The organism is Pseudomonas sp. NPDC089530 (assembly GCF_050280705.1).
GTDB lineage: Bacteria > Pseudomonadota > Gammaproteobacteria > Pseudomonadales > Pseudomonadaceae > Aquipseudomonas.
The window spans coordinates 13,526-37,293 of record NZ_JBNNVU010000044.1 but is presented as its reverse complement, the minus strand read 5'-3'; the positions used below and the strand labels follow the sequence as shown (position 1 = coordinate 37,293).

22 protein-coding genes are annotated in these 23,768 nt (G+C 64.2%); 13 read left to right on the top strand and 9 right to left on the bottom strand.

Features of this window, described 5'->3' with window-relative positions; genetic code table 11:
- Positions 1-9: 9 nt before the first annotated feature.
- On the bottom strand, positions 10-2,541 hold the full coding sequence (gene hrpB / locus ACQKQA_RS17675; protein WP_427560115.1) for an ATP-dependent helicase HrpB: 2,532 nt from the start codon (positions 2,539-2,541) through the stop codon (positions 10-12).
- 117 nt (positions 2,542-2,658) lie between these two features.
- Between hrpB and ACQKQA_RS17670 the strand changes: the two genes are divergently transcribed.
- The gene (locus ACQKQA_RS17670; protein ID WP_427560112.1) at positions 2,659-3,078 is read left to right on the top strand and encodes a polyribonucleotide nucleotidyltransferase; all 420 of its coding nucleotides are present in this window, start codon (positions 2,659-2,661) and stop codon (positions 3,076-3,078) included.
- Positions 3,079-3,109: 31 nt separating this feature from the next.
- Positions 3,110-4,006 (top strand): cation diffusion facilitator family transporter, encoded by an 897-nt coding sequence (locus tag ACQKQA_RS17665; RefSeq protein ID WP_427560109.1) that lies wholly within the window; start codon positions 3,110-3,112, stop codon positions 4,004-4,006.
- Here the strand turns inward: ACQKQA_RS17665 and ACQKQA_RS17660 are convergent.
- Entirely contained in the window at positions 4,000-4,995 is a 996-nt protein-coding gene (locus ACQKQA_RS17660) for a DUF6515 family protein (RefSeq protein ID WP_427560106.1), read from the bottom strand. The two genes, ACQKQA_RS17665 and ACQKQA_RS17660, sit on opposite strands and share 7 nt — an antisense overlap.
- A gap of 449 nt (positions 4,996-5,444) precedes the next feature.
- Between ACQKQA_RS17660 and ACQKQA_RS17655 the strand changes: the two genes are divergently transcribed.
- Both ACQKQA_RS17655 and ACQKQA_RS17650 read left to right on the top strand, forming a co-directional pair.
- Positions 5,445-5,924, top strand: coding sequence for an Lrp/AsnC family transcriptional regulator (locus tag ACQKQA_RS17655; protein WP_009045772.1), 480 nt, complete (start codon positions 5,445-5,447; stop codon positions 5,922-5,924).
- A gap of 120 nt (positions 5,925-6,044) precedes the next feature.
- Positions 6,045-6,254: a DUF2788 domain-containing protein gene (locus ACQKQA_RS17650; protein WP_007927060.1), complete on the top strand. Its 210-nt coding sequence runs from the start codon at positions 6,045-6,047 to the stop codon at positions 6,252-6,254.
- Here the strand turns inward: ACQKQA_RS17650 and ACQKQA_RS17645 are convergent.
- The 4 genes from ACQKQA_RS17645 to ACQKQA_RS17630 all read right to left on the bottom strand — a co-directional run bounded on the left by ACQKQA_RS17645 (position 6,249) and on the right by ACQKQA_RS17630 (position 12,629).
- Entirely contained in the window at positions 6,249-6,815 is a 567-nt protein-coding gene (locus ACQKQA_RS17645; protein ID WP_427560102.1) for a pseudouridine synthase, read from the bottom strand. The two genes, ACQKQA_RS17650 and ACQKQA_RS17645, sit on opposite strands and share 6 nt — an antisense overlap.
- A gap of 142 nt (positions 6,816-6,957) precedes the next feature.
- Positions 6,958-8,430, bottom strand: a complete 1,473-nt coding sequence (gene amn, locus ACQKQA_RS17640) for an AMP nucleosidase (protein ID WP_427560100.1) — start codon at positions 8,428-8,430, stop codon at positions 6,958-6,960.
- A 92-nt stretch (positions 8,431-8,522) separates the two neighbouring features.
- Entirely contained in the window at positions 8,523-10,172 is a 1,650-nt protein-coding gene (locus ACQKQA_RS17635; RefSeq protein ID WP_427560097.1) for an acyl-CoA dehydrogenase family protein, read from the bottom strand.
- Positions 10,173-10,247: 75 nt separating this feature from the next.
- Complete coding sequence (locus tag ACQKQA_RS17630) at positions 10,248-12,629, bottom strand: hybrid sensor histidine kinase/response regulator (protein WP_427560094.1); 2,382 nt, start codon at positions 12,627-12,629, stop codon at positions 10,248-10,250.
- Between the two features lie 291 nt (positions 12,630-12,920).
- Between ACQKQA_RS17630 and ACQKQA_RS17625 the strand changes: the two genes are divergently transcribed.
- The 4 genes from ACQKQA_RS17625 (at position 12,921) to ACQKQA_RS17610 (ending at position 16,433) form a co-directional block, all read left to right on the top strand.
- The gene (locus tag ACQKQA_RS17625; protein WP_427560092.1) at positions 12,921-13,718 is read left to right on the top strand and encodes a hydroxymethylpyrimidine/phosphomethylpyrimidine kinase; all 798 of its coding nucleotides are present in this window, start codon (positions 12,921-12,923) and stop codon (positions 13,716-13,718) included.
- Between the two features lie 17 nt (positions 13,719-13,735).
- Positions 13,736-14,353, top strand: a complete 618-nt coding sequence (thiE, locus tag ACQKQA_RS17620) for a thiamine phosphate synthase (RefSeq protein WP_427560089.1) — start codon at positions 13,736-13,738, stop codon at positions 14,351-14,353.
- A gap of 24 nt (positions 14,354-14,377) precedes the next feature.
- Positions 14,378-15,661, top strand: coding sequence for a glutamate-1-semialdehyde 2,1-aminomutase (gene hemL, locus ACQKQA_RS17615; protein ID WP_427560086.1), 1,284 nt, complete (start codon positions 14,378-14,380; stop codon positions 15,659-15,661).
- Positions 15,662-15,878: 217 nt separating this feature from the next.
- Positions 15,879-16,433: a tetratricopeptide repeat protein gene (locus tag ACQKQA_RS17610; RefSeq protein WP_427560084.1), complete on the top strand. Its 555-nt coding sequence runs from the start codon at positions 15,879-15,881 to the stop codon at positions 16,431-16,433.
- Positions 16,434-16,477: 44 nt separating this feature from the next.
- Here the strand turns inward: ACQKQA_RS17610 and ACQKQA_RS17605 are convergent, their stop codons facing one another.
- Positions 16,478-16,804: a DUF1820 family protein gene (locus tag ACQKQA_RS17605; protein WP_007927079.1), complete on the bottom strand. Its 327-nt coding sequence runs from the start codon at positions 16,802-16,804 to the stop codon at positions 16,478-16,480.
- 136 nt (positions 16,805-16,940) lie between these two features.
- Here ACQKQA_RS17605 and miaB point away from each other — a divergent pair, with 136 nt between their 5' ends.
- The 5 genes from miaB to lnt all read left to right on the top strand — a co-directional run bounded on the left by miaB (position 16,941) and on the right by lnt (position 22,305).
- On the top strand, positions 16,941-18,269 hold the full coding sequence (miaB, locus tag ACQKQA_RS17600) for a tRNA (N6-isopentenyl adenosine(37)-C2)-methylthiotransferase MiaB (protein ID WP_427560082.1): 1,329 nt from the start codon (positions 16,941-16,943) through the stop codon (positions 18,267-18,269).
- A 152-nt stretch (positions 18,270-18,421) separates the two neighbouring features.
- Positions 18,422-19,441, top strand: coding sequence for a PhoH family protein (locus tag ACQKQA_RS17595; RefSeq protein ID WP_427560080.1), 1,020 nt, complete (start codon positions 18,422-18,424; stop codon positions 19,439-19,441).
- Entirely contained in the window at positions 19,434-19,928 is a 495-nt protein-coding gene (gene ybeY, locus ACQKQA_RS17590) for an rRNA maturation RNase YbeY (protein ID WP_427560077.1), read from the top strand. The genes ACQKQA_RS17595 and ybeY overlap by 8 nt, the downstream gene beginning before the upstream one ends.
- A 5-nt stretch (positions 19,929-19,933) precedes the next feature.
- On the top strand, positions 19,934-20,773 hold the full coding sequence (locus tag ACQKQA_RS17585) for an HlyC/CorC family transporter (protein ID WP_427560074.1): 840 nt from the start codon (positions 19,934-19,936) through the stop codon (positions 20,771-20,773).
- An 8-nt stretch (positions 20,774-20,781) separates the two neighbouring features.
- Positions 20,782-22,305: an apolipoprotein N-acyltransferase gene (gene lnt, locus ACQKQA_RS17580; protein WP_427560071.1), complete on the top strand. Its 1,524-nt coding sequence runs from the start codon at positions 20,782-20,784 to the stop codon at positions 22,303-22,305.
- A 69-nt stretch (positions 22,306-22,374) separates the two neighbouring features.
- On the opposite strand, the gene ACQKQA_RS17575 is transcribed toward lnt, so the two are convergent.
- Both ACQKQA_RS17575 and ACQKQA_RS17570 read right to left on the bottom strand, forming a co-directional pair.
- The gene (locus ACQKQA_RS17575; protein WP_427560068.1) at positions 22,375-23,145 is read right to left on the bottom strand and encodes a YdcF family protein; all 771 of its coding nucleotides are present in this window, start codon (positions 23,143-23,145) and stop codon (positions 22,375-22,377) included.
- 127 nt (positions 23,146-23,272) lie between these two features.
- Positions 23,273-23,593, bottom strand: a complete 321-nt coding sequence (locus tag ACQKQA_RS17570) for a hypothetical protein (RefSeq protein ID WP_427560066.1) — start codon at positions 23,591-23,593, stop codon at positions 23,273-23,275.
- Positions 23,594-23,768: the final 175 nt, after the last annotated feature.

The window sequence follows — 23,768 nt, the reverse complement described above, 5'->3', positions numbered from 1 at the left end:
GGCCCAGGGTTACTTGCGCGGCTTGGCCCGGGCCGTGGCTTCGGCTACCAGCGGGTCATCCGGCCAGTAATGTTTCGGGTAACGGCCCTTGAGGTCCTTCTTCACCTCGGCGTAGGTACTGCGCCAGAAGTTCGCCAAGTCCTGGGTGACCTGCACCGGGCGCCGCGCCGGGGACAGCAGGTGCAGCTTGACCACTTGCCGGCCGCCGGCGATCCGTGGCGTTTCGGCGAGGCCGAACAGCTCCTGCAGACGCACCGCAAGAATCGGCGGCTGTTCGCTGTAATCGAGGCGGATCGACGAGCCGGACGGCACCGTCAAATGGTGCGGCGCCAGCTCGTCCAGGCATTGTGGCAGCGGCCAGGGCAGCAGGTTGTGGACAATGCCGGCCAGTTCCAGGTTGGCGAAGTGACTGAGCCGCGACACCTTGCCCAGGTACGGCAGCAGCCAGTTTTCCAGGCCCTTGAGCAAGGCCGCGTCACTGACATCCGGCCACTCGCTTTCGCCCTTGGCCTGCAGATCGAGCTGGCGCAACAGGGCCACCCGGGCCTGCCACTGGCGCAGCTCCGGGGTCCAGGGCAACATTTCCAGGCCCTTGCGCCGCACCAGGTTGACCAGGGCCTGGCTACGCGCCGCCTCGTCCAGCCCGGTCAACGGTTCGCGGCTGAGCACCAGTTCGCCCACCTTGCGCTGACGCTCGGCACGCAACACGCCTTCGCGCTCGTCCCAATCCAGTTGGTCGACACTGCGTACCTGCTCGGCCAGGACCGAGTCGAACAGCGCCGGGTCGAAATCCGCTGCCAGATAGATGCGTTCTTCGCGCTGTCCCTGGCGGCTGCCCAGGTCGGCGACCACCAGCCAGGGCTGTTTCATCAAGCTGTCGGTCTCGCTGAACAGCGCCGCCCGGCCGTTGGCCAGCCGGTACTCGGCGCCGCCGGGGCGGCGTTGCTGGGCGACCCGGTCCGGATAGGCCAACGCCAGCAAGGCGCCCAGCCAGCGCGGATGGTCCGGGTCCGCCACCGCCTCACCGGGCTGCCCGCGCAGATAACCGCGGTACTGCCGAGCCAGCTGGCGAGCGCGCTGCACCCCACCCTGCGCGCCGCGGGCCGCGCGTTCTTCGCCAGACAGCAGCACCAGGCGACTGTGCAGGTCGGCACCGCCGCCCCGCAGGATGTCGCGCTCGCCGAGCAAGGCGGCGACGTCGCAGGCCATGTTCGCCAGCCCCAGGGCTTGGCCGCGCAGCAGCAGGTGGGCAATGCGCGGATGCGCCGGCAACTCGGCCATGGCCTGGCCGTGGGGTGTCAGCTTCCAGTCCTCGCCGGCCTGGGCCATCAGGGCGCCGAGGCGTTCGAGCAGGTCCTGGGCCTGGGCATAGGCCGCGCTGGGCGGCACATCCAGCCACACCAGCTGCGCCGGCGCCACGCCCCAGCGCGCCAGCTGCAGGGCCAGGCCCGCCAGGTCGGCCTGGAGAATCTCCGCGCTGCCGTAGGCCGCCAGTTGCTCGTGCTGGTCCTGGGACCACAGGCGATAGCACACCCCCGGCTCCAGGCGCCCGGCCCGGCCGGCGCGCTGGGTGGCGCTGGCCCGGGAGATACGCTGGGTGTCGAGACGGGTCATGCCGCTGCCCGGATCGAAGCGCGGCACCCGCGCCAGCCCGGCGTCGACCACCACTCGCACACCGTCGATGGTCAGGCTGGTCTCGGCAATGTTCGTGGCCAGCACCACCTTGCGCTTGCCAACGGGCGCTGGCTCGATGGCCGCGCGCTGCGCCGCCAGGTCCAGCTCGCCATGCAGCGGGCAGAGCAGAATATCCGAGCGCTCGCCCAGGGCATCGGCCAATTGCTGATGCACCCGGCGGATCTCCGCCTGCCCCGGCAGGAACACCAGGACGCTGCCGCTTTCATCGTTCAGCGCCTCAAGAAGGGTCTGCACCAGCCGCGGCTCGATGAACTCGCCCGGCTGGAAAGGCCGCCCCCAACGCACATCGACCGGGAACATTCGGCCCTGGCTGCGCAGGATCGGCGCATCGTCCAGCAGCCCGGCCAGGCGTTCGCCCTCCAGGGTCGCCGACATCAGGAGGATTTTCAGCGGCTGCTCGTCGCGGAACAGATCACGACCGTTCAGGCTCAGGGCCAGGGCCAGATCGGCATCGAGACTGCGTTCGTGGAATTCGTCGAAGATCAGCAGGCCGACGCCTTCCAGCGCCGGGTCGTCCTGCAGGCGGCGGGTCAGAATGCCCTCGGTGACCACCTCGATCCGGGTGTTCGGGCCGACCTTGCTGTCGAGGCGGATCCGGTAGCCCACGGTTTCGCCGACCTTCTCCCCCAGCTCGCTGGCCAGCCGTTCGGCCGCCGCCCGCGCCGCCAGGCGCCGGGGTTCGAGTATGAGAATGCGTTGTCCGGCCAGCCAGGGTTCGTTCAACAGGGCCAAAGGCACGCGGGTGGTCTTACCGGCGCCGGGCGGTGCTTCGAGCACAGCCTCATGGCGTGTCGCCAGGGCTTCACGCAGGGCGGGTAAAACTTCATCAATTGGCAAAGAATTCATACTGGCTCCCAAACAGAGGCGCGAGTATAACGGCGAACTGCCCGGCGTTAATCACGGTCTGAATAGGGACCGACAACGCTTCATCCTTGCTCTTTCGTGTCTGCTCAGGAGATTCACATGCGCACTCCCTCCCGCATCATCGGCGGCGTCCTGGTTGCCACCCTGCTGACTCAGCTCACCGCCTGCGGTTCGATCTTCTTCCCCGACCGGCGCGGCCAGATCGACGGCAAGATCGACCCGGTGGTGGCCGTGCTCGACGCCGTGGGCCTGCTGTTCTATGTGATTCCGGGGCTGATCGCCTTCGGCATCGACTTCGCCACCGGCGCCATCTACCTGGAGCCGGGCAAGACCGCCCAGGTCGATCCACAGAAACTGCGGCAAGCCATAGGCGCCGACGGCCAGGTCGATAACCACAAGTTGCAGGCTATTCTCGAAAGCGAGCTGGGCCGCAGCTTCCCCCTGGACGACCCGCGCCTGATCCAGCACAAGGGCAACGTGCAGCAACTAGCCTTGTACGGTCTGCAGCCAGCCGCCTGACCCTCGCGCTTTCTGAAGGAACCAGCCTTGTATGAGCAGTAGCCCGGAACACGCGCGCCTGTTGCGCCTGGCGACCCGCGCCTCACTGGCGGTGGCCAGTATCCTGATCGTGGCCAAAGCCATCGCCTGGTGGCTGAGCGGCTCGGTCAGCCTGCTGGCCGGCCTGACCGATTCGCTGCTCGATGGCGCCGCGTCGTTCCTCAACCTGCTGGCAGTGCATTACGCCCTGCGCCCGGCCGACGACGATCACCGCTACGGCCACGGCAAGGCCGAGTCGCTGTCGGGCATGGCCCAGGCGCTGTTCATCGCCGTGAGCGCGGTGCTGATCGGGGTGCAGGCCATCGAACGCCTGCAGAACCCGGAACCCCTGGGCGCGCCCTGGGTCGGTATCGGCGTGATGCTGCTGTCGCTGGTGCTGACCATGGCGCTGCTGATGGTGCAGTACCGGGTGATCCGCGAAACCGGCTCCACCGCGGTGCGCGCCGACTCGCTGCACTATCGCTCCGACCTGCTGCTCAACGGCAGCATCCTGCTGGCGCTGCTGCTGGCCAGTTTCGGCTGGCAGCAACTGGACGCCTGGTTCGGCCTGGCGATCGCCGTCTATATCCTGTGGAGCGCGATCCAGATCGCCCGCGAAAGCGTGGCGGTGCTGATGGATGAGGAGCTGCCGCCCGAGGTCAGCCAGCACATGCTGGAACTGGCGTGCAGCGTTCCCGGGGTCCTCGGCGCCCATGACTTGCGCACGCGGATTTCCGGCAGCCGCTGGTTCGTGCAACTGCATCTGGAACTGCCGGGGGAACTGACCCTGTCAGTGGCCCACGGCCTCACCGACCAGGCCGCCGAGGCGATTCAGGCGGTCTACCCGAAGGCCGAGGTGCTGGTGCACGCCGACCCACAAGAAGTGGTATTGGCCGCCCGGGCTCAGTAAGTCACTTGATAACCGCGCGAGCTCAGGCAACTGCCCTGGGCCTGGCGGTAGGTCTGGACGACCTCCGGCGCCGGTGGATAAGTCATGTTCGCCGGGTCGAAGCCGCTCTGCTGCCCCCCCCAGCGATAACAGTCATAGCGGTCCTGATTGATCTGCTGCGGGCTCTGCCCCCTGACCGGGTACGCCAGCACGTTGTAATCATTGCCGGCCTGCTGCGGTGGCGGGCTGGCCACGGGCGGCTCGACCACCACGTATTGCTGGGTACTGGCCTCGTAGCTGTAATAGGCGCCCGCGGCCAGGAAGAACAGCGCGCTGCCGATCCACACCTCCCGCGCATAGTCCGGCAGGTAGGTCACGCGAATCCCGTAGGGCGGGCGCACCACCACATAACGCGGCCCCTGCGGGCGGTACCAGTAGCCACCGGAGAAGAAATAGTCCTGGCCGCGATACGGCACGCGGTAATGGTGGTCCGGGAAGCGATCGATCACATAGCCCGGCCGATATTGCGGACCTGGCCCCCAGCCGTTGCCACGCCCGTCCGGACGGCCCGGCCAGCGGTGATCGTCGTGACGTGAACCGGGGCCGCCGGCCTGCCAGTACGGGTTGTAGTCGTTACGCCGGGGGATGTCCTGGTAATAGCCCTGGCGCGGTTCCTGGGTCTGGCGAACGGTATCGGGACGGCCCTGGATCGGCAGGTTGGCGGACGGTTGTGCCGGACGCCCCTGATCGTTCGGCCCGTGGTTCTGCCAGCGCCCGTTCTGGACGTTGCGCTCGAACTGCTGGCTGTTGTCGCCGCGAATGATTTCATTCTGCTGGTGCGATTGATGGCCTTCGCCTCGCCCCTGGCTGTTGCCCGGATACCCGTCATCACCGCGCTGGCCGCCGTTGGACCAGCCACGGCCGTCATTGCGGTCCTCGGCGAGCAGTGGCGCACTGACGCACACACACAGCAAACCAACACCTGCCAAACGCCAGATGCGCGATTTCATGCTATTCCTCACTGCGGATGGGGGCCTGTAAATTAAGACTGGAAAAGCCCAGGCCGGTTCTGCCACAGGTTATCAGTCGCGACACTTATTTATTGAACGCCCCACGGGGATATTTCCCGCCTTTCGCGCAGGCAATAAAAAAGGGGGACCCGTCGGCCCCCCTTTGGAATTTCGTCCGTGCTCGACGCTTATGACGCCGGCTCACCTCACGCCGTCTTCTGGACAGTGTGCAGCCCGGGGGCCGGCTCAACCCTGTGGGATTGGCGGCCGCGGCAGGCCTGATTCGGCGGGCCGCAGTGGACTCTATGTCCGGGCAGTGATTCTGGTGATAAGAATAGGCCTGGCGCGCCGACAAATGATTGCTAAGATTGCTCAATCAAACATCACTTGCGCAATTTTTAACCCTAGACAGATAATATCGCGCAATAGTTACGAAAAAGGCCCGATCCATGAGCAAACTTGACCGATACGACCTCAGCATTTTGGCGGAACTGCAGCGCGACGCCCGCATCTCCAACCAGGAACTGGCCGAACGCATCGGCCTGTCGCCTTCGCCGTGCTCGCGTCGGGTCAAGCAACTGGAAGACGACGGCTACATTTCCCGCCAGGTCGCCCTGCTGGACCGCAAAATGCTCGGCCTGAGCCTGACCGCCTATGTGCTGATCGGCATGGACCGTCACACCCCCGAACGTTTCGAGAACTTCGAGGCGGCGATCCGCAGCCTGCCGCAAGTCCTCGAATGCAGCCTGGTGACCGGAATGGACGCCGACTACCAGCTCAAGGTGGTGGTGCCGGACATGGATCACTACCAGAAGCTGCTGCTCGGCCACCTGACCCGCATCGAAGGCGTGACCAGCGTGCGCTCCAGCTTCGTGCTCAACCAGGTGCTCAACAGCACCGAATTGCCGCTGACTCACCTGCGCAACTGATCGGTTCCTACAGGTAAGGCGGCCTGTGACGACGAAGCGCACCTGGGTCAATGCCGCGCCGCGCGCCCTTGGCGTATACTCGCCCCCGCCTTTTAGCCTTGCCCGCGCTGGAGATGTTCAATGGATCCTGCAGTATTCGAAGAGTGGATGATGACTGGCCTTGTGACCATCCTGATCATTTTCATGGCCTTCATCGTCTGGGATCTGGCGAAGAAGTCCAAGGCCGGGCGTTTCGGCTCGTTCATTCTGTTCTTCGTCCTCGGCCTGGGCGTGGCCGCGTTCATCATCAAGAGCGTGGTGATCGGCCTGATCGAGTCCGGCGCCTTATAAGCGCGCCGGCACTTCCTTCCACTGGCCCTGATCGAGCCCATCGATCGTCCAGTCGCCGATCCTCACCCGCACCAGACGCAGGGTCGGCAAGCCCACCGCGGCGGTCATGCGCCGCACCTGGCGGTTGCGCCCCTCACGAATGATCAACTCCAGCCAGCTGGTGGGCACGCTCTTGCGAAAGCGCACTGGCGGGTTGCGCGGCCACAGCTCTGGCTCTTCCAGCTGCCGGGCCTGGGCCGGCAGGGTCATGCCGTCATTCAATTCCACACCATCACGCAGACGCTGCAATTGTTCGATCGTGGGCTCTCCCTCCACCTGCACCCAGTAGGTCTTGGCCAGTTTGTGCTTGGGGTCGGCGATGCGCGCCTGCAACTGGCCATCGTTGGTCAGCAGCAACAGACCTTCGCTGTCGCGGTCCAGGCGGCCGGCCGGGTAGATGCCGGGGATCGCGATGAAATCCTTGAGGGTCGCCCGCCCTTCGCCGTCGCTGAACTGGGTCAGCACATCGAAGGGTTTGTTGAACAGGATCAGCTTCGGTTCGGCCGGTGGCGCTTTCGCCACACGACGCGGCGCGGAAGACGAAGGACGCTTCGCGCCAGGATGGCGGGAAGCGGGACGAGGAGGACGAGACATGGCGAAAGGAACATCTAACGGTCAGGACCGCTCATGCTAGTGGCCTGACCGTCAAATGACCATCCCGCGATCAGCGGAACGGCGGTTCGTCGAAGCTGCGCAGTTTGCGCGAGTGCAGCGAATTGAGCTCGGTACGCAGCAGGTCCACCGCGGCGATGCCGATCTTCAGGTGCTGGCTGACCGCGCGCTCATAAAACGCGTTGGCCGAACCCGGCAGCTTGATTTCGCTGTGCAGCGGCTTGTCCGACACGCAGAGCAAGGTGCCGTACGGCACCCGCAGGCGATAACCCTGGGCGGCGATGGTGCCGCTTTCCATGTCCACCGCCACCGCGCGGGACAGGTTGATCAGCGGCCGCTCCTGGGCCCAGCGCAGCTCCCAGTTGCGGTCGTCGTAAGTCAGCACGGTGCCAGTGCGCAGGCGTTTTTTCAGGTCGTCGCCCTTCTCCCCGGTCACGTTGGCGGCGGCCTGCTGCAGCGCCAGCTGCACTTCGGCCAGGGCCGGGATCGGAATGTTCGGCGGCACCACCCGATCGAGAATGCCGTCGCGACGCATGTAGGCGTGGGCCAGCACGTAGTCGCCGATGGTCTGCGACTGCCGCAGGCCGCCGCAGTGGCCGATCATCAGCCAGCAATGCGGACGCAATACTGCCAGGTGGTCGGTGATGTTCTTCGCGTTGGACGGGCCGACACCGATGTTCACCAGGGTCACGCCATGGCCGTCGCTGGCCAGCAGGTGATAAGCCGGCATCTGGTAACGGTGCCACACCACTCCTGCGGCGATCGCCGAGGCTTCGCCGTGGTCCATACCCTTCTCGATGATCACGTTGCCCGGCAGGACCATGCGCACAAAGCGCGGATCGCTGCGCAGTTGCTCAAGGCCATGGGTGATGAACTGGTCGACATAGCGGTGGTAGTTGGTCAGCAGGATCCATGGCTGCACATGGCGCCAGTCGCTGCCGGTGTAATGCACCAGGCGGCGCAGGGAGAAGTCCACCCGCGCGGCATCGAACAGCGCCAGGGGCAAGGGATCGGTATTTTCCCAATCGTACAGGCCGTCGGCGATGCCGTCGGTGGCGGCGGACAGGTCGGTGCTGGGGAACACCCGCGCCAGCACCGCGGCGGTGACACCGGAGCCGGCCAGCTCATCGCCCTGCTCGACCACATAGGGATACGGGATGTTCTGCTCGCTGACACCCACTTCCACGGTCACGGTGAAGTCGTGCATCAGTGGCACCAGCTGTTCCAGCAGGTATTTGCGGAAGGCCGCGGGCTGCGTGACGGTGACGCTGTAGGTGCCCGGCAACTGGACCTTGGCGTAAGCGCGGGTGGTCTGTGGGACCTCGCCCTGGCAGTGATAGGTCAGGCGCAACTCCGGGTAGCGGAACAGGGCGCGCTGCTCGGCGTCCGGCTCGACACGATCCTTGAGGTAACGCTTGAGCGCCTGGCTCAGCGCCGTGGTGGCCCGCTCATGCAAAGCGGCAAGCCGGTCCACGGCTTGCTCGGCGGTTTGAACGACAATAAAAGCTTCGGTCACGGTAAGCATCCTGTGTTCTGATCTTGCAGGCGTTCATCTTGCCTGCAACACCGGCTCACGGGAACAACGGAATATCCGCCAGGAATGAGCCTGCCCCTTGGTCAGAAACCTGTCGGCGTGGAACGCGCGACAATCGCCTCCACCTCCAGGCCCCGCTGCAAGGTGCCGTAGACCCTTCCTGCCGAACCCAGGCGACTGACAATAAAAGCATCGCTGACCGCCGCGTTGCCGGCCTCCAGCAACAGCTTGGCCTGCAGTCCCAAGGCGATGTCTTCGGTCAGCTGGCGGGCGCGGTACTGAATGTCGTCGGTGTCCCGGAAGGCATCTTTCAGGCGGGCGATATGCTCGGCCAGACGCTTGTCGCCATGGCCATCGCCCAGCTCGGCGAACAGCGCGTCGAGCACCCCCGGCTCCTTCGACAAGGCCCGCAGCACGTCCAGGCACTGCACGTTGCCGGAGCCTTCCCAGGTCGAGTTGACCGGGGCTTCGCGATACAGCCGCGGCAGGATGCTCTCCTCGACATACCCCGCGCCGCCCATGCACTCCGCAGCCTCGTTGATCATCGCCGGGGCCCGCTTGCAGATCCAGTATTTGCCCACCGCTGTCACCAGCCGCGAGAACAGCACCTCCTGCGGGTCGTCCTGATGGTCCAGCGCCCGGCCCATGCGCAGGCTCAAGGCCAGCGCCGCCTCGCTTTCCAGCGCCAGGTCGGCCAGCACGTTCTGCATCAGCGGCTGCTCGCCGAGCACCCGGCCGCCCACCGTCCGATGGGCGCAGTGGTGGCTGGCCTGGGTCAGGGCCTGGCGCATCAGGGAGCTGGAGCCGACCATGCAGTCGAAGCGGGTCATGGCGACCATCTCGATGATGGTCGGTACACCGCGCCCTTCCTCGCCGATCATCCACGCCAGGGCGCCACGGAACTCCACTTCGCTGGACGCGTTGGAGCAATTGCCGAGCTTGTTTTTCAGGCGCTGGATATAGAACTGATTGCGACTGTCGTCCGGGCGGTGCCGCGGCAGCAGGAAGCAGGTCAGGCCTTTGTCGGTCTGGGCCAGGGTCAGGAAGGCATCGCACATCGGCGCCGAACAGAACCATTTGTGGCCCACCAGTTCATAGGCCTGCCCCGGCCCGGTGGCGCCCACCGGGTAGGCACGGGTGGTATTGGCCCGCACATCGGTACCGCCCTGCTTCTCGGTCATCGCCATGCCGATGGTCACGCCCGCCTTATGGGCCATACCGACATTGCGTGGGTCATATTCGGTGGCCAGCACCTTGGGCAGCCACTGTTCGGCGAGATCCGCCTGCAACTTCAGCGCCGGGACACAGGCAAAGGTCATGGTCAGCGGGCAACCGCTGCCGGCCTCGGCCTGGCTGTGCAGGTAACTCATGGCGGCGCGGGCGACATGCGCTCCATCCTGGGGATGAGCCCAGGGCAACGACGTCAGGCCGTGTTCGATGGCGGTGCGCATCAGTTGGTGATACGCCGGGTGAAACTCCACCAGGTCGAGGCGATGACCGTAACGGTCATGGCTGGTGAACACCGGCTTGTTCTGGTTGGCCAGGAACCCTGCTTCCATCAGCGGCCCGCCGGCCAGGGCACCATAGGCGTCGATCCGCGATTCGGCCCATCCGGCACCGAAACGCCGCGCCCATTCCTGCAACGGCAGATCGATTCGATAGAGGTTGGTACCGTCCAGGGAAGGGGGCTGATTGGTGACTTCGTGGGTCTCGGCGAACTGGTGCAGGTTCATGTCGGGGCTCCTTCAGGGGTGTGCCAGAACCTCAGTTAAGCACCCCCTCCCCGGCGAACAAAGTGGCATACCCGCCTAAATGCCGGCGCTTTCACCCTGCTCCGGGGCGAGCACACGACGCGCCAGAACGCTTTGCAACTCCTCGAATTTCACCGGCCTGGACAGGTGCTCCAGCAGACGGCGCTCAGCCTCCAGCCCCTGTGCTGCGGCCGACACCAGCAGCACTGGCAACCTGGCGCAACCCGGCAGGCCGTGGACCTGATCGTAGAGCTTGAGTGCCTCGGCCCGCTCGATCTGGCAATCGAGCAGCAGCGCATCCACCGACTCCCGGCGCAACAACGCCAGCGCCCCGCGGGCGTTCTCGGCGGTGCGCACCTGATACCCCAGCTTGAGCAACATGCCGCGGATCACCAACTGATTGATGCTGTTGTCGTCCACCAGCAGCACGCTGCAATCCTGCGGCATGCGCCGGGCGCAGCGGACCGGCGAAGCCGGCGGGATCGCCTGGGGCTGCGCGCCGTCCAGGTCGAACGTCACCTCCAGGCGGAAACAGCTGCCGCGCCCCGGCTCCGATTCGTGGGTCAGGTGGCCGCCCAGCAGCTCCACCAGTTGCCGACAGATCGCCAGCCCCACACCCAGCCCGCCATATTCACGGGTCATCGAACCATCGAGCTGGAAGAAGCGCTGATACAGCGAGGCCTCATCCAGATTGACGAAACCGATGCCGGTGTCGATCACCGCGAAGCTCATCGCTACCCTTCCTGCCGCCACAGGCTTGCCGGTCACCCGCAGGACCAGGCCGCCCACCCGGGTGAACTTGATGGCGTTATCCAGCAGGCACTCCAGGCACTGGTTCAACTTGCCGCGATCGCCCGACAGCCGGTCGGGCAAGCCGGCGGCCAGGTCGACATCGAAACCCAACCCCTTGGCCGAGGCATTGGCCCACAGGTGGCTGTGCAAGGCATCGAGCATCGAGCGCAGGCTGAACGTCTCGCGCTGGGCCTTGAGCTTGCCGGCCTGCAACTCGGTCAGGGTCAGGATCCCGTTGACCATGCGCATCATGTCCCGCGCCGAACTGGCGGCGGTCTGCTGGTACTGCTCCAGTTCCGGATCGAGATCGACGGTCTGCATCAGTTCCAGGGAACCGATCACCCCGTTCATTGGCGTGCGCAGTTCATGGGTCAGGGTGGCGAGGAATTCGTCCTTGAGCCGGTTGCTGTGGGCCAGCTGCTGGTTGAGCACTTCGAGCTTCTGCCCGGCATCGAGCAGGGTCTGCGCCTGTTGCTCGCGCATCGAGTTGATACGGTCGGCCAGGGCCAGCGACAACAGCGCCACTTCGATGGCCGAACCGATCTGGCTGGAATACATGGTCAGGAACATATTGGGCAGATAGCCCAGCACCATCAGGGTATTGACGATCCCGCCCAGCAGGAACGCCGACCAGGCGATGATGAAATAACGCGCCACCCGCATGCCGCGGCACCAGGCGACGATGCCGGAAGCGAAGATCACCACGGTGAAGATCAGCGCCAGGGCCGTGGCCAGGCGCAACGCCAGGGCATAGCTGGTCATCAGCGACAGGACCACCACCACGGCGCTGCACAGGATCAGCACCAGCAGCAGGCGGTCGACCCAGCGGCTGTGACGGGCGGTCTGCAGGAAGCTGCGGGCGAACTGGCTGCCGAACAAGGCCGCCGCACCAATGAAAAACGGCGTCGCGGCGTTGGCCCACCAGGGGTTGTTCGGCCAGAAGTACTCCACCGCGGCACCGTTCACCGACAGCTGATACAGCCCGAACGAGGCGATGTAGACGATGTAATAGAGGTAACTGGTGTCGCGCACGCTCAGGTAGATGAACAGGTTGTAGACCAGCATCCCCAGCAAGACGCCATAGATCAGGCCAAGCACATACAGGCGCACCGGCTGTGCTTCCAGGTAGGCCGTGCTGGACCAGAGCGTCATCGGCGCCTGGACCGAGCCCTGGCTCTGCAGGCGCAGGAACAGGGTCTTTTGCTCGTAGGGCGCAAAGCTCAGGTCGAACAGGTAATTGTTCTGGCGGATCTGTCGGCTGTCGAACGGCAAGGCATCGCCGGTGCGCTCGGCCAGGCGGTAGCCACCGGCTCCGTCGGGCACATACAGGTCCAGATGATCGAGCGGCGGATAGGCCAGTTCCAGCAGCCAGCTCTGGCGTATGGAGGGATTGGCGGGGCGGTAGCTGAGGTCGATCTTCAGCCAGAATGCCGAGCGGGAATAACCGGCGTTGAGGGTGTCCTGGTCATGGCGCTTGAAGCTGCCGGCCATGGCCGGTGCGCTGACGTCCGCGATCGTTGCCTGACCACCCACGTCTTCGAATACCTGCATCACCCGGCCCAAGGGAAGGCTTCGGGTGAACTCGTCGAACTCGGCCGCGCCAACCAGCATCGGCAAGCTCAACAGCAACATCAGCAAATAGCGCATAAAGCCCCAGCGTGGCTTGTCCGGTTGTGTCAGGAGCCCCCCATTTCCCTTTGAGTAGACGTAAAACCGGCATTACCTGTTATTGGTTTGGATCCACTCTAGCATAGCCGTTGGTGGCCAATGAACACCACGAAAAATTTTAGTCTAAAGGCTCTAGAACGGGCGTTTCAGCGCTATCCATTGATCTAGAGCTGTTGCTTCGGTCAGGTTGTCGCCAAGGTGGAAAAACCGGTCCCGGCCAACACGCGAGGAGCCGTGCAAAAAAGACGTTTGGTGGTAAGCTCGCGCACCATGAATATCTACAGCTCTCGCCCCGTTGTCCTCTGTCTCTCCGGCCACGACCCCAGTGGTGGCGCCGGCCTGCAGGCAGATATCGAAGCCCTGCTCGCCCAGGGTTGCCATGCCGCTCCCGCGGTGACCGCGCTGACCGTGCAGGACACGGTCAACGTCAGCGACTTCCGCGTGCTGGATCGCGAGTGGGTATTGGCCCAGGCCAACGCCGTGCTCAACGACTCCACCGTTGCGGCAGTCAAGCTGGGCATGCTCGGCTCGCTGGAAATGGTCGACACCGTGGTCGAACTGCTGCAGGCGCACCCGCACCTGCCGATGGTCTGCGATCCGGTATTGCGGGCCGGCGGCGGCGGACGCCTGGGCAAGGACGAGGTCGGCTACGCCATGCGCGAACGCCTGCTGCCCCTGGCCACCATCGCCACGCCTAATCTTCCGGAAGCGCGGATCCTTGCCGAATTGCCCGAAGGCAGCGCGGACCAGTGTGCGGAAAAACTCCTGCCGTTCGTCAAGCACCTGCTGATCACCGGCGGCCATGGCGACGAGCATGAAGTGCACAATCGCCTGTACAGCCGCGACGGCAGCCGCCACACCTACACCTGCCAGCGCCTGCCGGGCAGCTATCACGGCTCCGGTTGCACCCTGGCCAGCGCCCTGGCCGGACGCCTGGCCCACGGCGAACACCTTGCCAGCGCCGTGAAGTCGGCCCTCGATTACACCTGGCGCACCCTGCGCGACGCCGAGCAACTGGGCCAAGGCCAGTTCGTCCCGCGCCGCCTGCCGCTGGATTTCTGCTCGTAAGCCATGAGGCCCGCTCGATGAAACTACGTGGTCTGTATGCCATTACCGACAGCCAACTGTTGGCCGGCAAGTTCTTGCAGTACGTGGAGGCGGCGCTCGAAGGTGGCGTCACCCTCCTGCAATACCGCGACAAGAGCGACGACGAGGCCCGTCGCCTGCGCGAAGCCGAAGCCCTGCAAGGCTTGTGCGAACGCTACAAGACCCAGCTGATCATCAACGACGACGCCGAGCTGGCCGCGCGCATCGGCGCCGGCGTGCACCTGGGCCAGACCGACGGTCCGCTGACCCCGGCCCGGGCCCTGCTCGGCCGCCAGGCGATCATCGGCTCGACCTGCCACGCCCGGTTGGAGCTGGCCGAACAGGCCGCCAACGAAGGCGCCAGCTATGTCGCCTTCGGTCGCTTCTTCAATTCCACCACCAAGCCCGGCGCACCGACCGCCAGCCTGGAGCTGCTGGACCAGGCCCGCTCCCGGCTGCAACTGCCGATCTGCGCGATCGGCGGCATCACCCTGGAGAACGCCGCACCGCTGGTGGCCCATGGCGCCGACCTGCTGGCGGTGATCCATGGCCTGTTCGGCGCCGACAGCGCCCAGGAAGTGACCCGCCGCGCCCGTGCCTTCAACGCCCTCTTCTAACCGCTGATTTCAGAGAGCCCGATCATGTCTCGTTCCGAAACCCTGTTTGCCAATGCCCAGAAGCACATCCCCGGTGGCGTGAACTCGCCCGTGCGCGCGTTCAAGAGCGTGGGTGGCACGCCATTGTTCTTCAAACACGCCGAAGGCGCCTACGTCACTGACGAAGACGACAAGCGCTATGTGGACTATGTCGGCTCCTGGGGCCCGATGATCCTCGGCCACAGCCATCCGGACGTGCTGGACGCGGTACGCAAGCAGCTGGAGCACGGCCTGTCCTACGGCGCCCCGACCGCCATGGAAACCGAGATGGCCGACCTGGTCTGCTCCATCGTGCCGTCCATGGAGATGGTGCGCATGGTCAGCTCGGGCACCGAAGCGACCATGAGCGCGATCCGCCTGGCCCGTGGCTACACCGGCCGCGACAGCATCATCAAGTTCGAAGGCTGCTACCACGGCCACTCCGACAGCCTGCTGGTCAAGGCTGGCTCCGGCGCCCTGACCCAGGGCGTGCCCAGCTCGGCCGGCGTACCGGCGGCCTTTGCCAAACACACCCTGACCCTGCCGTTCAACGACATCGACGCGGTCGAGCAGATGCTCGCTGAGGTCGGCCAGGAAGTGGCCTGCATCATCGTCGAGCCGGTGGCCGGCAACATGAACTGCGTGCCACCGGCCCCGGGCTTCCTCGAAGGCCTGCGCAGCCTGTGCGACAAACACGGCGTGGTGCTGATTTTCGACGAAGTCATGACCGGCTTCCGCGTTGCCCTCGGCGGTGCCCAGGCGCACTACGGCGTGACCCCGGACCTCTCCACCTTCGGCAAGATCATCGGCGGCGGCATGCCTGTGGGCTGCTTCGGCGGCAAACGCAAGATCATGGAACACATCGCCCCGCTGGGCCCGGTCTACCAGGCCGGCACCCTGTCGGGCAATCCGCTGGCCATGGCCGCCGGCCTGACCACCCTGCGCCTGATCAGCCGTCCGGGCTTCCATGCCGAGCTGAGCGACTACACCAGCCGCCTGCTCGACGGCCTGCAGCAACGCGCGGACGCCGCGGGCATCCCGTTCGTGACCACCCAGGCGGGCGGCATGTTCGGCCTGTACTTCAGCGGCGCCGATGACATCGTCACCTTCGACGACGTGATGGCCAGCGATGCTAACCTGTTCAAACGCTTCTTCCACCTGATGCTCGAAGGCGGCGTCTATCTGGCCCCGAGTGCCTTCGAAGCCGGCTTCACCTCGATCGCCCACGGCGAAACCGAGCTGAAACTGACCCTGGACGCAGCCGAACGCGCGTTCGCCGCCCTGAAGTAACCCTCCCCGCAAAACCGGCGTCCCGCACTTGCTGACGCCGGCTTTACGCCGTATTTCCACCTCGCACCTCGAAACCGCGCCGAATGCGGCGGATATCGCGGCCGCGCAGCAGAAAAACGAGTAAAGACTTTGTAAGGTTGGCCCTGCTTATTTCATAATGCGCGCTTATTGGATCCCTCGATGGGTCCGCGCGCCCTTCAGAGGTAAGTCGATTCCCATGAACCGCACCGGCCGCGCCCTTGCACTGGGCTGCCTGTTGCTCCTTCAGCCCCTGCTCGCGGATGCACAAGCAGGCGGCAACTCGTTGTTGATCCCAGCGATGGGTCGCTGCACCCTCAATACTCAGTCACAGGATCAGTCCGAGGCCCTGGCGGTCTGCCAGAAGGCCGCTGACGAAGGGGATGCGCAAGCGCAATACGAGTTGGGCGAGTTCTACTACGAAGGTAAAAACACCCCGCGCGATCTCAATCAGGCCCTGAGCTACTTTGAAAAGGCCTCGCTGCAGGGCCACGCCCAAGCGCAGTTCAAGCTCGGCACCATGTTCTTCCACGGTGAAGGCGTGCCGGCCAACAACGTTCAGGCCTATATCGTGCTGAAGATGGCGGCGGTCAACGGCGCCGAGGATGCACTGGACACAGCCGACGAAGTGGCCGAACACATGCGGCGTGACGAGCTGGAAGTCGCCACCCAGGTGCTGGGGCAGATTTTCCGCAAGTACCTGATGGAACTGCAGAGCGCCGACGGGCGTTCGCCCTTTTCACCCCTGCCTTGAAAACCGGCTCGCGATAGAGCGCGGCGCCCTGCTCGATACCGCCCTTACTTCTCCGGCATCGGCATCGGAAACGGCATCACATTGCTCACGCCGCGGGCCTCGCTGATCTTCGGCGTCCCCAGGCGCTCGACCTCGTCGATGCGCACGATCGAATGCATCGGTACAAAGCTGCGCACCACACCTTCGAACTGGGCCTTGAGCTTCTCTTCGCTCGGGTCGACGACCACCTGCGTGCGCTCGCCAAAGACGAACTCTTCCACTTCCAGGAAGCCCCACAGATCGCTCTGGTAGATCTGCTTGGCGTACATTTCGAACACCTGTCCCTGGTTGAGGAAAATCACCTTGTAGATTGGAGCTTCGCGTTTGGTCATGGTGGGCGGGTAACACATCGGGGGGATATAAAAGAGGGCGCGTACTATAGCACAGCCACCGGACGCGCAGCGGTAGGAACCGTGGGCCATGTTCCCTATAATGCGCGGTTCTTCGAATCACGTGATGACCCTCTCCATGGCCAAGAAGCTTTACATAGAAACCCACGGTTGCCAGATGAACGAGTACGACAGCTCGCGCATGGTCGATCTGCTGGGTGAACACCAGGCCCTGGAAGTCACTGCCCGCGCCGAAGACGCGGACGTCATCCTGCTCAACACCTGCTCGATCCGCGAACGGGCCCAGGACCGGGTGTACTCCCAGCTGGGCCGCTGGCGCGAGTTGAAGCTGGCCAACCCGGAGATGGTCATTGCCGTCGGTGGTTGCGTGGCCAGCCAGGAAGGCGCGGCCATCCGTGACCGGGCCCCCTACGTCGACGTGGTCTTCGGCCCGCAGACCCTGCACCGCCTGCCGGAAATGATCGATGCGGCCCGCGTCAGCAAGCTGCCGCAGGTCGACGTCTCGTTCCCGGAGATCGAAAAGTTCGACCATCTGCCGGAGCCGCGCATCGATGGCCCGAGCGCCTATGTCTCGGTGATGGAAGGCTGCAGCAAGTACTGCACCTTCTGCGTGGTGCCTTACACCCGCGGCGAGGAAGTCAGCCGGCCGTTCGACGACGTGATCTCGGAAATCATCCACCTGGCGGAAAACGGCGTACGCGAAGTCACCCTGCTGGGGCAGAACGTCAACGGCTATCGCGGCCAGACCCACGACGGACGCCTGGCCGACCTGGCCGAACTGATCCGCGTGGTCGCGGCGGTCGAGGGCATCGAGCGCATCCGCTACACCACCTCCCATCCGCTGGAATTCTCCGACAGCCTGATCCAGGCCCACGCCGAAGTCCCGCAGTTGGTGAAGCACCTGCACTTGCCGGTGCAATCCGGTTCCGACCGGATCCTGGCGGCCATGAAGCGCAACCACACTGCGCTGGAGTACAAGTCCAAGCTGCGCAAACTGCGCGCCGCCGTGCCGGGCATTTGCATCAGCTCGGACTTCATCGTCGGTTTCCCCGGCGAGACCGAAAAAGACTTCGAGCAGACCATGAAACTGATCGCCGACGTCGGCTTCGACTTCTCCTACTCCTTCGTCTATAGCCAGCGCCCGGGCACCCCGGCGGCCGACCTGGCGGACGACACCCCGGAAGAGGTGAAAAAGGAACGCCTGAACGCGCTGCAGCACCGGCTGAACCAGCAAGGGTTCGAAATCAGCCGACAAATGGTCGGTTCGATCCAGCGCATCCTGGTTACCGACTACTCGAAGAAAGACCCGGGCGAGTTGCAGGGGCGGACCGAGAACAACCGTATCGTCAACTTCCGCTGCGATAATCCGACCCTGATCGGCCAGTTCGCCGACGTGCACATCGACTCCGCCCAGCCTCACTCGCTACGCGGATCGCTGCTGCAATGACGCCTGCGCAAGCCGGTCTGCCAGCGCTTGGCAGCCGGCTTCCCTGGAAAATGGGATGAAAGACATTGCTTCGTATAAGAGCTTTCGCACCCAGGCCACTGGCGTTATCCTTGAATTCATCCTTATTGCCGTTGGGCGGCTAAAAAAAAACCTTGAACGCACCCATAGAACCCCATCGTTTTATCCTCGAGCCCTTTGAGGCTCGCCGCTTCGCCAATCTGTGCGGGCAGTTCGACGAGCATTTGCGCTTGATCGAACAGCGCCTGACCATCGAGATCCGCAACCGCGGCAATCAGTTCGAACTGATCGGCGAACCCAAGCACACCACCTCCGCGGAAAACCTCCTGCGCCGCCTGTACCGGGAAACCAAAGGCACCGAGCTGTCGCCGGACATGGTGCACCTGTTCCTCCAGGAATCGGCCGTCGAGGAGCTGAACAATCACCCGGTTGCCGAAGCGTCCGTGGCCCTGCGTACCAAGAAAGGCATGATTCGCCCACGGGGCTTGAATCAGCAGCGCTACGTCAAGGAAATCCTCGGCAACGACATCAACTTCGGCATCGGCCCGGCCGGCACCGGCAAGACCTACCTGGCCGTGGCCTGTGCGGTAGACGCCCTGGAGCGCGAGCAGGTACGGCGCATCCTGCTGGTGCGTCCGGCGGTCGAAGCCGGCGAGAAACTCGGCTTCCTGCCCGGCGACCTGGCCCAGAAGATCGACCCGTACCTGCGCCCACTGTATGACGCGCTGTATGAAATGCTTGGCTTCGAACAGGTGGCCAAACTGATCGAGCGCCAGGTCATCGAGATCGCTCCACTGGCGTACATGCGCGGCCGCACCCTGAACAACAGCTTCATCATCCTCGACGAGAGCCAGAACACCACCGTCGAACAGATGAAGATGTTCCTGACCCGGATCGGCTTCGGCTCCACCGCCGTGATCACGGGGGACATCACCCAGGTCGACCTGCCCAAGGGCACCAAGTCCGGCCTGGCCCATGTGATCAATGTGCTCAAGGACGTTCCGGGCATCAGCTTCACCCACTTCATGCCCAAGGACGTAGTCCGTCATCCGCTGGTGCAACGCATCGTCGAAGCCTACGAGCGCTTCGAGCAGCGCCTGGCCGACGAGTCCACCCAGCCCTCCGCGGAAAAAGGCAATCGCCACGATGCTTGAGCTTGATCTGCAACTGGCAAGCGCCAAGCCAGCGCCCAGCGAAGCCCTGTTCCGCCAATGGTGTGAACTGGCCCTGCGCCAGCGCACGGCCGACTCGGAACTGACCATTCGTCTGGTGGACGAACCCGAAGGCCGCGAACTGAACCGCACCTGGCGGCAGAAGGATTACGCCACCAACGTCCTGTCGTTCCCCGCCGATGTGCCAGACGATCTGCTGGACATTCCGTTGCTCGGCGACCTGGTGATCTGCACCGAAGTGGTCGAGCGCGAAGCCGCCGAACAAGGCAAGGACCTCCAGGCCCACTGGGCCCATCTGGTGATTCACGGCTGCTTGCATCTATTGGGCTATGACCATATAGATGACGACGAAGCCGAAGAAATGGAAGCACTGGAACGAACGTTGCTTGCAGAACTGGGTCATCCCGACCCTTATGCGGACGACGAAACCGAAGAACATCCATCTGTAACAACCAAGGATTTAGAGTAATCGCTATGAGCGAAGACCGATCGAGCAGCGGGCAAAAGTCGTGGCTGGGTAAACTGACCCAGGCTTTTGCCCATGAGCCGAAAAACCGCCAGGAGCTGCTGGAGCTGCTGCGTGAAGCCCATCAGAACAAGTTGCTGGACAGCGAAGCGCTGGCCATCGTCGAAGGCGCCATCCAGGTCGCTGACCTGCAGGTACGGGACATCATGGTTCCGCGCTCGCAGATGATCAGCATCAAGGCGACCCAGACCCCCCGCGAATTCCTGCCGTCCGTCCTCGATTCCGCGCACTCGCGTTATCCGGTGATCGGCGAAAGCCATGACGACGTGATGGGCGTCCTGCTGGCCAAGGACCTGCTGCCGCTGATCCTCAAGGAGAACGGTGACAGCTTCAACATCAAGGACCTGCTGCGTCCGGCGACCTTCGTCCCCGAGTCCAAGCGCCTGAACGTGCTGCTGCGCGAGTTCCGCGCCAACCATAACCACATGGCTATCGTCATCGACGAATATGGCGGCGTGGCGGGCCTGGTGACCATCGAGGACGTGCTGGAGCAGATCGTCGGCGACATCGAAGACGAGCACGACGTCGAGGAAGACAGCTACATCAAGCCCCTGCCGAGCGGCGACTTCCTGATCAAGGCGCTGACGCCGATCGAGAACTTCAACGACTTCTTCGACAGCGAGTTCTCCGACGATGAGTTCGACACCGTCGGCGGCTTGGTGATGAGCGCGTTCGGGCACCTGCCCAAACGCAACGAAATCACGGAAATCGGTGCCTATCGCTTCCGCATCCTGAATGCCGACAGCCGCCGCATCCACCTGCTGCGACTCACGCCTATTCCGCGTTAAGGACCGACATGCTGCGCTTAACCCGCCCCGGCTGGCCCGGTAACCTGCTGGCCATGGCGGCTGGCGCAATCACCACCCTGGCCCTGGCGCCGTACGACATCTGGCCGCTGGCACTGCTGGCGGTCGGCTTCTTTTATGCCGGCCTGCGTCAGCTGACACCGCGTCAGGCGCTGTGGCGCGGCTGGAGCTTCGGCTTCGGCCTGTTCGGCGCCGGCACCAGCTGGATCTACGTCAGTATCCATACCTACGGCGGCGCCTCGGCGCTGCTGGCCGGTTTGCTGATGCTGGCCTTCATTGCCGCCATCGCCTGGTTCTTCGCCCTGCCGGCCTGGCTCTGGGCGCGCTGGCTGCGCCGCAATGAAGCGCCCCTGGCCGACGCCCTGGCCTTCGCCGCCCTGTGGGTGGGCCAGGAAGCTTTCCGCGGCTGGTTCCTGACGGGCTTCCCCTGGCTTTATTCCGGCTACAGCCAACTCGACGGCCCCTTGGCCGGCCTGGCCCCGCTGGGCGGCATGTGGCTGATCTCCTTCAGCCTGGCGCTGACCGCGGCCCTGCTCTACAACCTGCCGAGCCTGATCCGCGCCGGACGCAAAGCCTTCATCGCCGCCGGCCTGGTGTTGCTGGTCGCGCCCTGGGTGATCGGCATGGCTCTCAAAGGGCATGCCTGGACCAGCCCGGCGGGCGAGCCACTGAGCGTCGCGGCGATCCAGGGCAATATCGAACAGAGCCTGAAATGGGACCCCGCGCAACTCAACTCCCAGCTGGCGCTGTACCGCGACATGAGCTTCAGCTCCAAGCGCGTGGACCTGCTGGTGTGGCCGGAAACCGCGGTACCCGTGCTCAAGGAGTCGGCCGAAGGCTACCTGCAGATGATGGGCAGTTTTGCCGCCGACCGGCATTCGGCGCTGATCACCGGCGTCCCGATCCGCGAGGTGGTGCATCACCAGAAGCGCTACTTCAACGGCATTACCGTGGTCGGCGAAGGCGACGGCGAGTACCTCAAGCAGAAACTCGTGCCCTTCGGTGAGTACGTCCCCCTGCAGGACCTGCTGCGAGGCCTGATCGCCTTCTTCGACCTGCCCATGTCGGACTTCGCCCGCGGCCCTGCCGACCAGCCCTTGCTGCAAGCCAAGGGCTATCAGATCGCGCCGTTCATCTGCTACGAAGTGGTTTACCCGGAATTCGCCGCGGGCCTGTCGGCGCGCAGCGACCTGTTGCTGACCATCAGCAACGACACCTGGTTCGGCACCTCGATCGGCCCGCTGCAACACCTGCAGATGGCCCAGATGCGCGCCCTGGAAGCCGGCCGCTGGATGATCCGCGCGACCAACAACGGGGTCACCGGCCTGATCGATCCGTTCGGCAAGATCACCGTACAGATCCCCCAGTTCGAACGCGGGATTCTCTACGGCGAGGTGGTGCCAATGCACAACCTGACGCCTTACCTGCAATGGCGCTCCTGGCCACTGCTCATCCTGTGCGCCCTGCTGTTCGGCTGGGCCTTGCTGGCCAGCCGGATCGCCAAGACCGTCTGAGCCCGTCGCGAGCCAGCTCGCTCCTGCAGCCGTTAACCTCCTGCAGAAGCGAGCTGGCTCGCGATAGACCTAGGGCTCTGCGCGATAGAACAGCTTGTACCCCACCAGACCCACCGCCTCGTTCAGCAACTGGCCGCTCTGCCAGATCGACTTGAACTCCGGCATCCAGCCGCCCAGCGGCCTGGCATTATCCACCCCGAGGAACCCCACGGGCGCCGGCACCACCGTGAAACCTGCCTGTTCGAAGCTCCAGACCGCACGTTGCATATGCCAGGCCTGGGTCACCAGCACCACACGCTTGACGCCCTGCGGCTCCAGCACTTGCGCGGTGAATTGGGCGTTTTCCCAGGTCGTGCGGCTGCGCCCTTCCTGCCAGCGCACCGTCACGTCGAAATCATTGAGCAATGACTCGGCCATCAACGCCGCTTCCGTGGGCGGCGTACCGTAATGCAAGCCACCGCTGGTCAGGATCGGCAGTCCGGAAGCCTTGGCCAGGCGCGCCGCATAACGCTGGCGCTCCAGTCCGACACCGGTCGGCTGGTCGGTACCCCAGGCCGGGTCGCCACGCTCGCGCCCGGAGCCCAGCACCACGATCGCATCGGCGTGCTCGGCGAGGGTCGACCACTGGCTTTGCGTCAGCGCCGGTTTGTTCTCCAGGGCACTCGCGCCCCACTCCACCATGACCGGCAGGCTCATCAGCCAGAACCCACCCAGGCCCAGGGCAAAGCACACCGCGGCAAGCCGCGGCCTGGAACGGCGAAACCACCAGGCAAGCAAAAGCAGAAGCAATAGAAGGCCTGGCGGCAGGAGCAGTTGTTTGACGAAATAACGAAAAGGCATCGAGCATCTCCAAAGATGCTCGAAGCCTAAGTGGGTAAAAGCAATGCAACAACAGATACGAAACAGATTTCACGCACAAGGTAGGCGACATTGACGCTACGCAGTTGCCCGAACGGGCTGCGCAGGCTCATTTGAAATGCAGGGACCGGACCTTTACCGCATCCCCGGCGGGTACCTTGTCTTTCAACCAGATGATATTGGCCGGAGGTGGAGTCACTTCATGCCTGAGGCATTCGAGCACGCTCAATCGCGTTTCACGCTCGCTACGATCCAGATAGGCCTTGATCATCTCGAATTCGGCATGACTCAGGCCACGCAACTCCAATTCCACAGGTCGCTCATTACGCAAGCTTCCTGCTGTTTTCGCTGCATCCAGGGCCAAAGCCAGACGATCTATCAGTCGTTCGTACAACTCGGGTTTTGTAGCTTTTCGCTGCGACTCAACCATCCACTCACCTCATGAAAGTAAGACTCACTCCCCTTTTTGAGCTTAGTCGCGCTGCCGAAACCGTCCCGGTGCCGCGACCAACGGCCCAAGGCGCGTAATCAGGGTTTCCCTCGGTAGAGCGCGGTCATGTATGCTACGGCGCTTCCTGTAACTCCACTTCCAGCTCGCCTGGGTA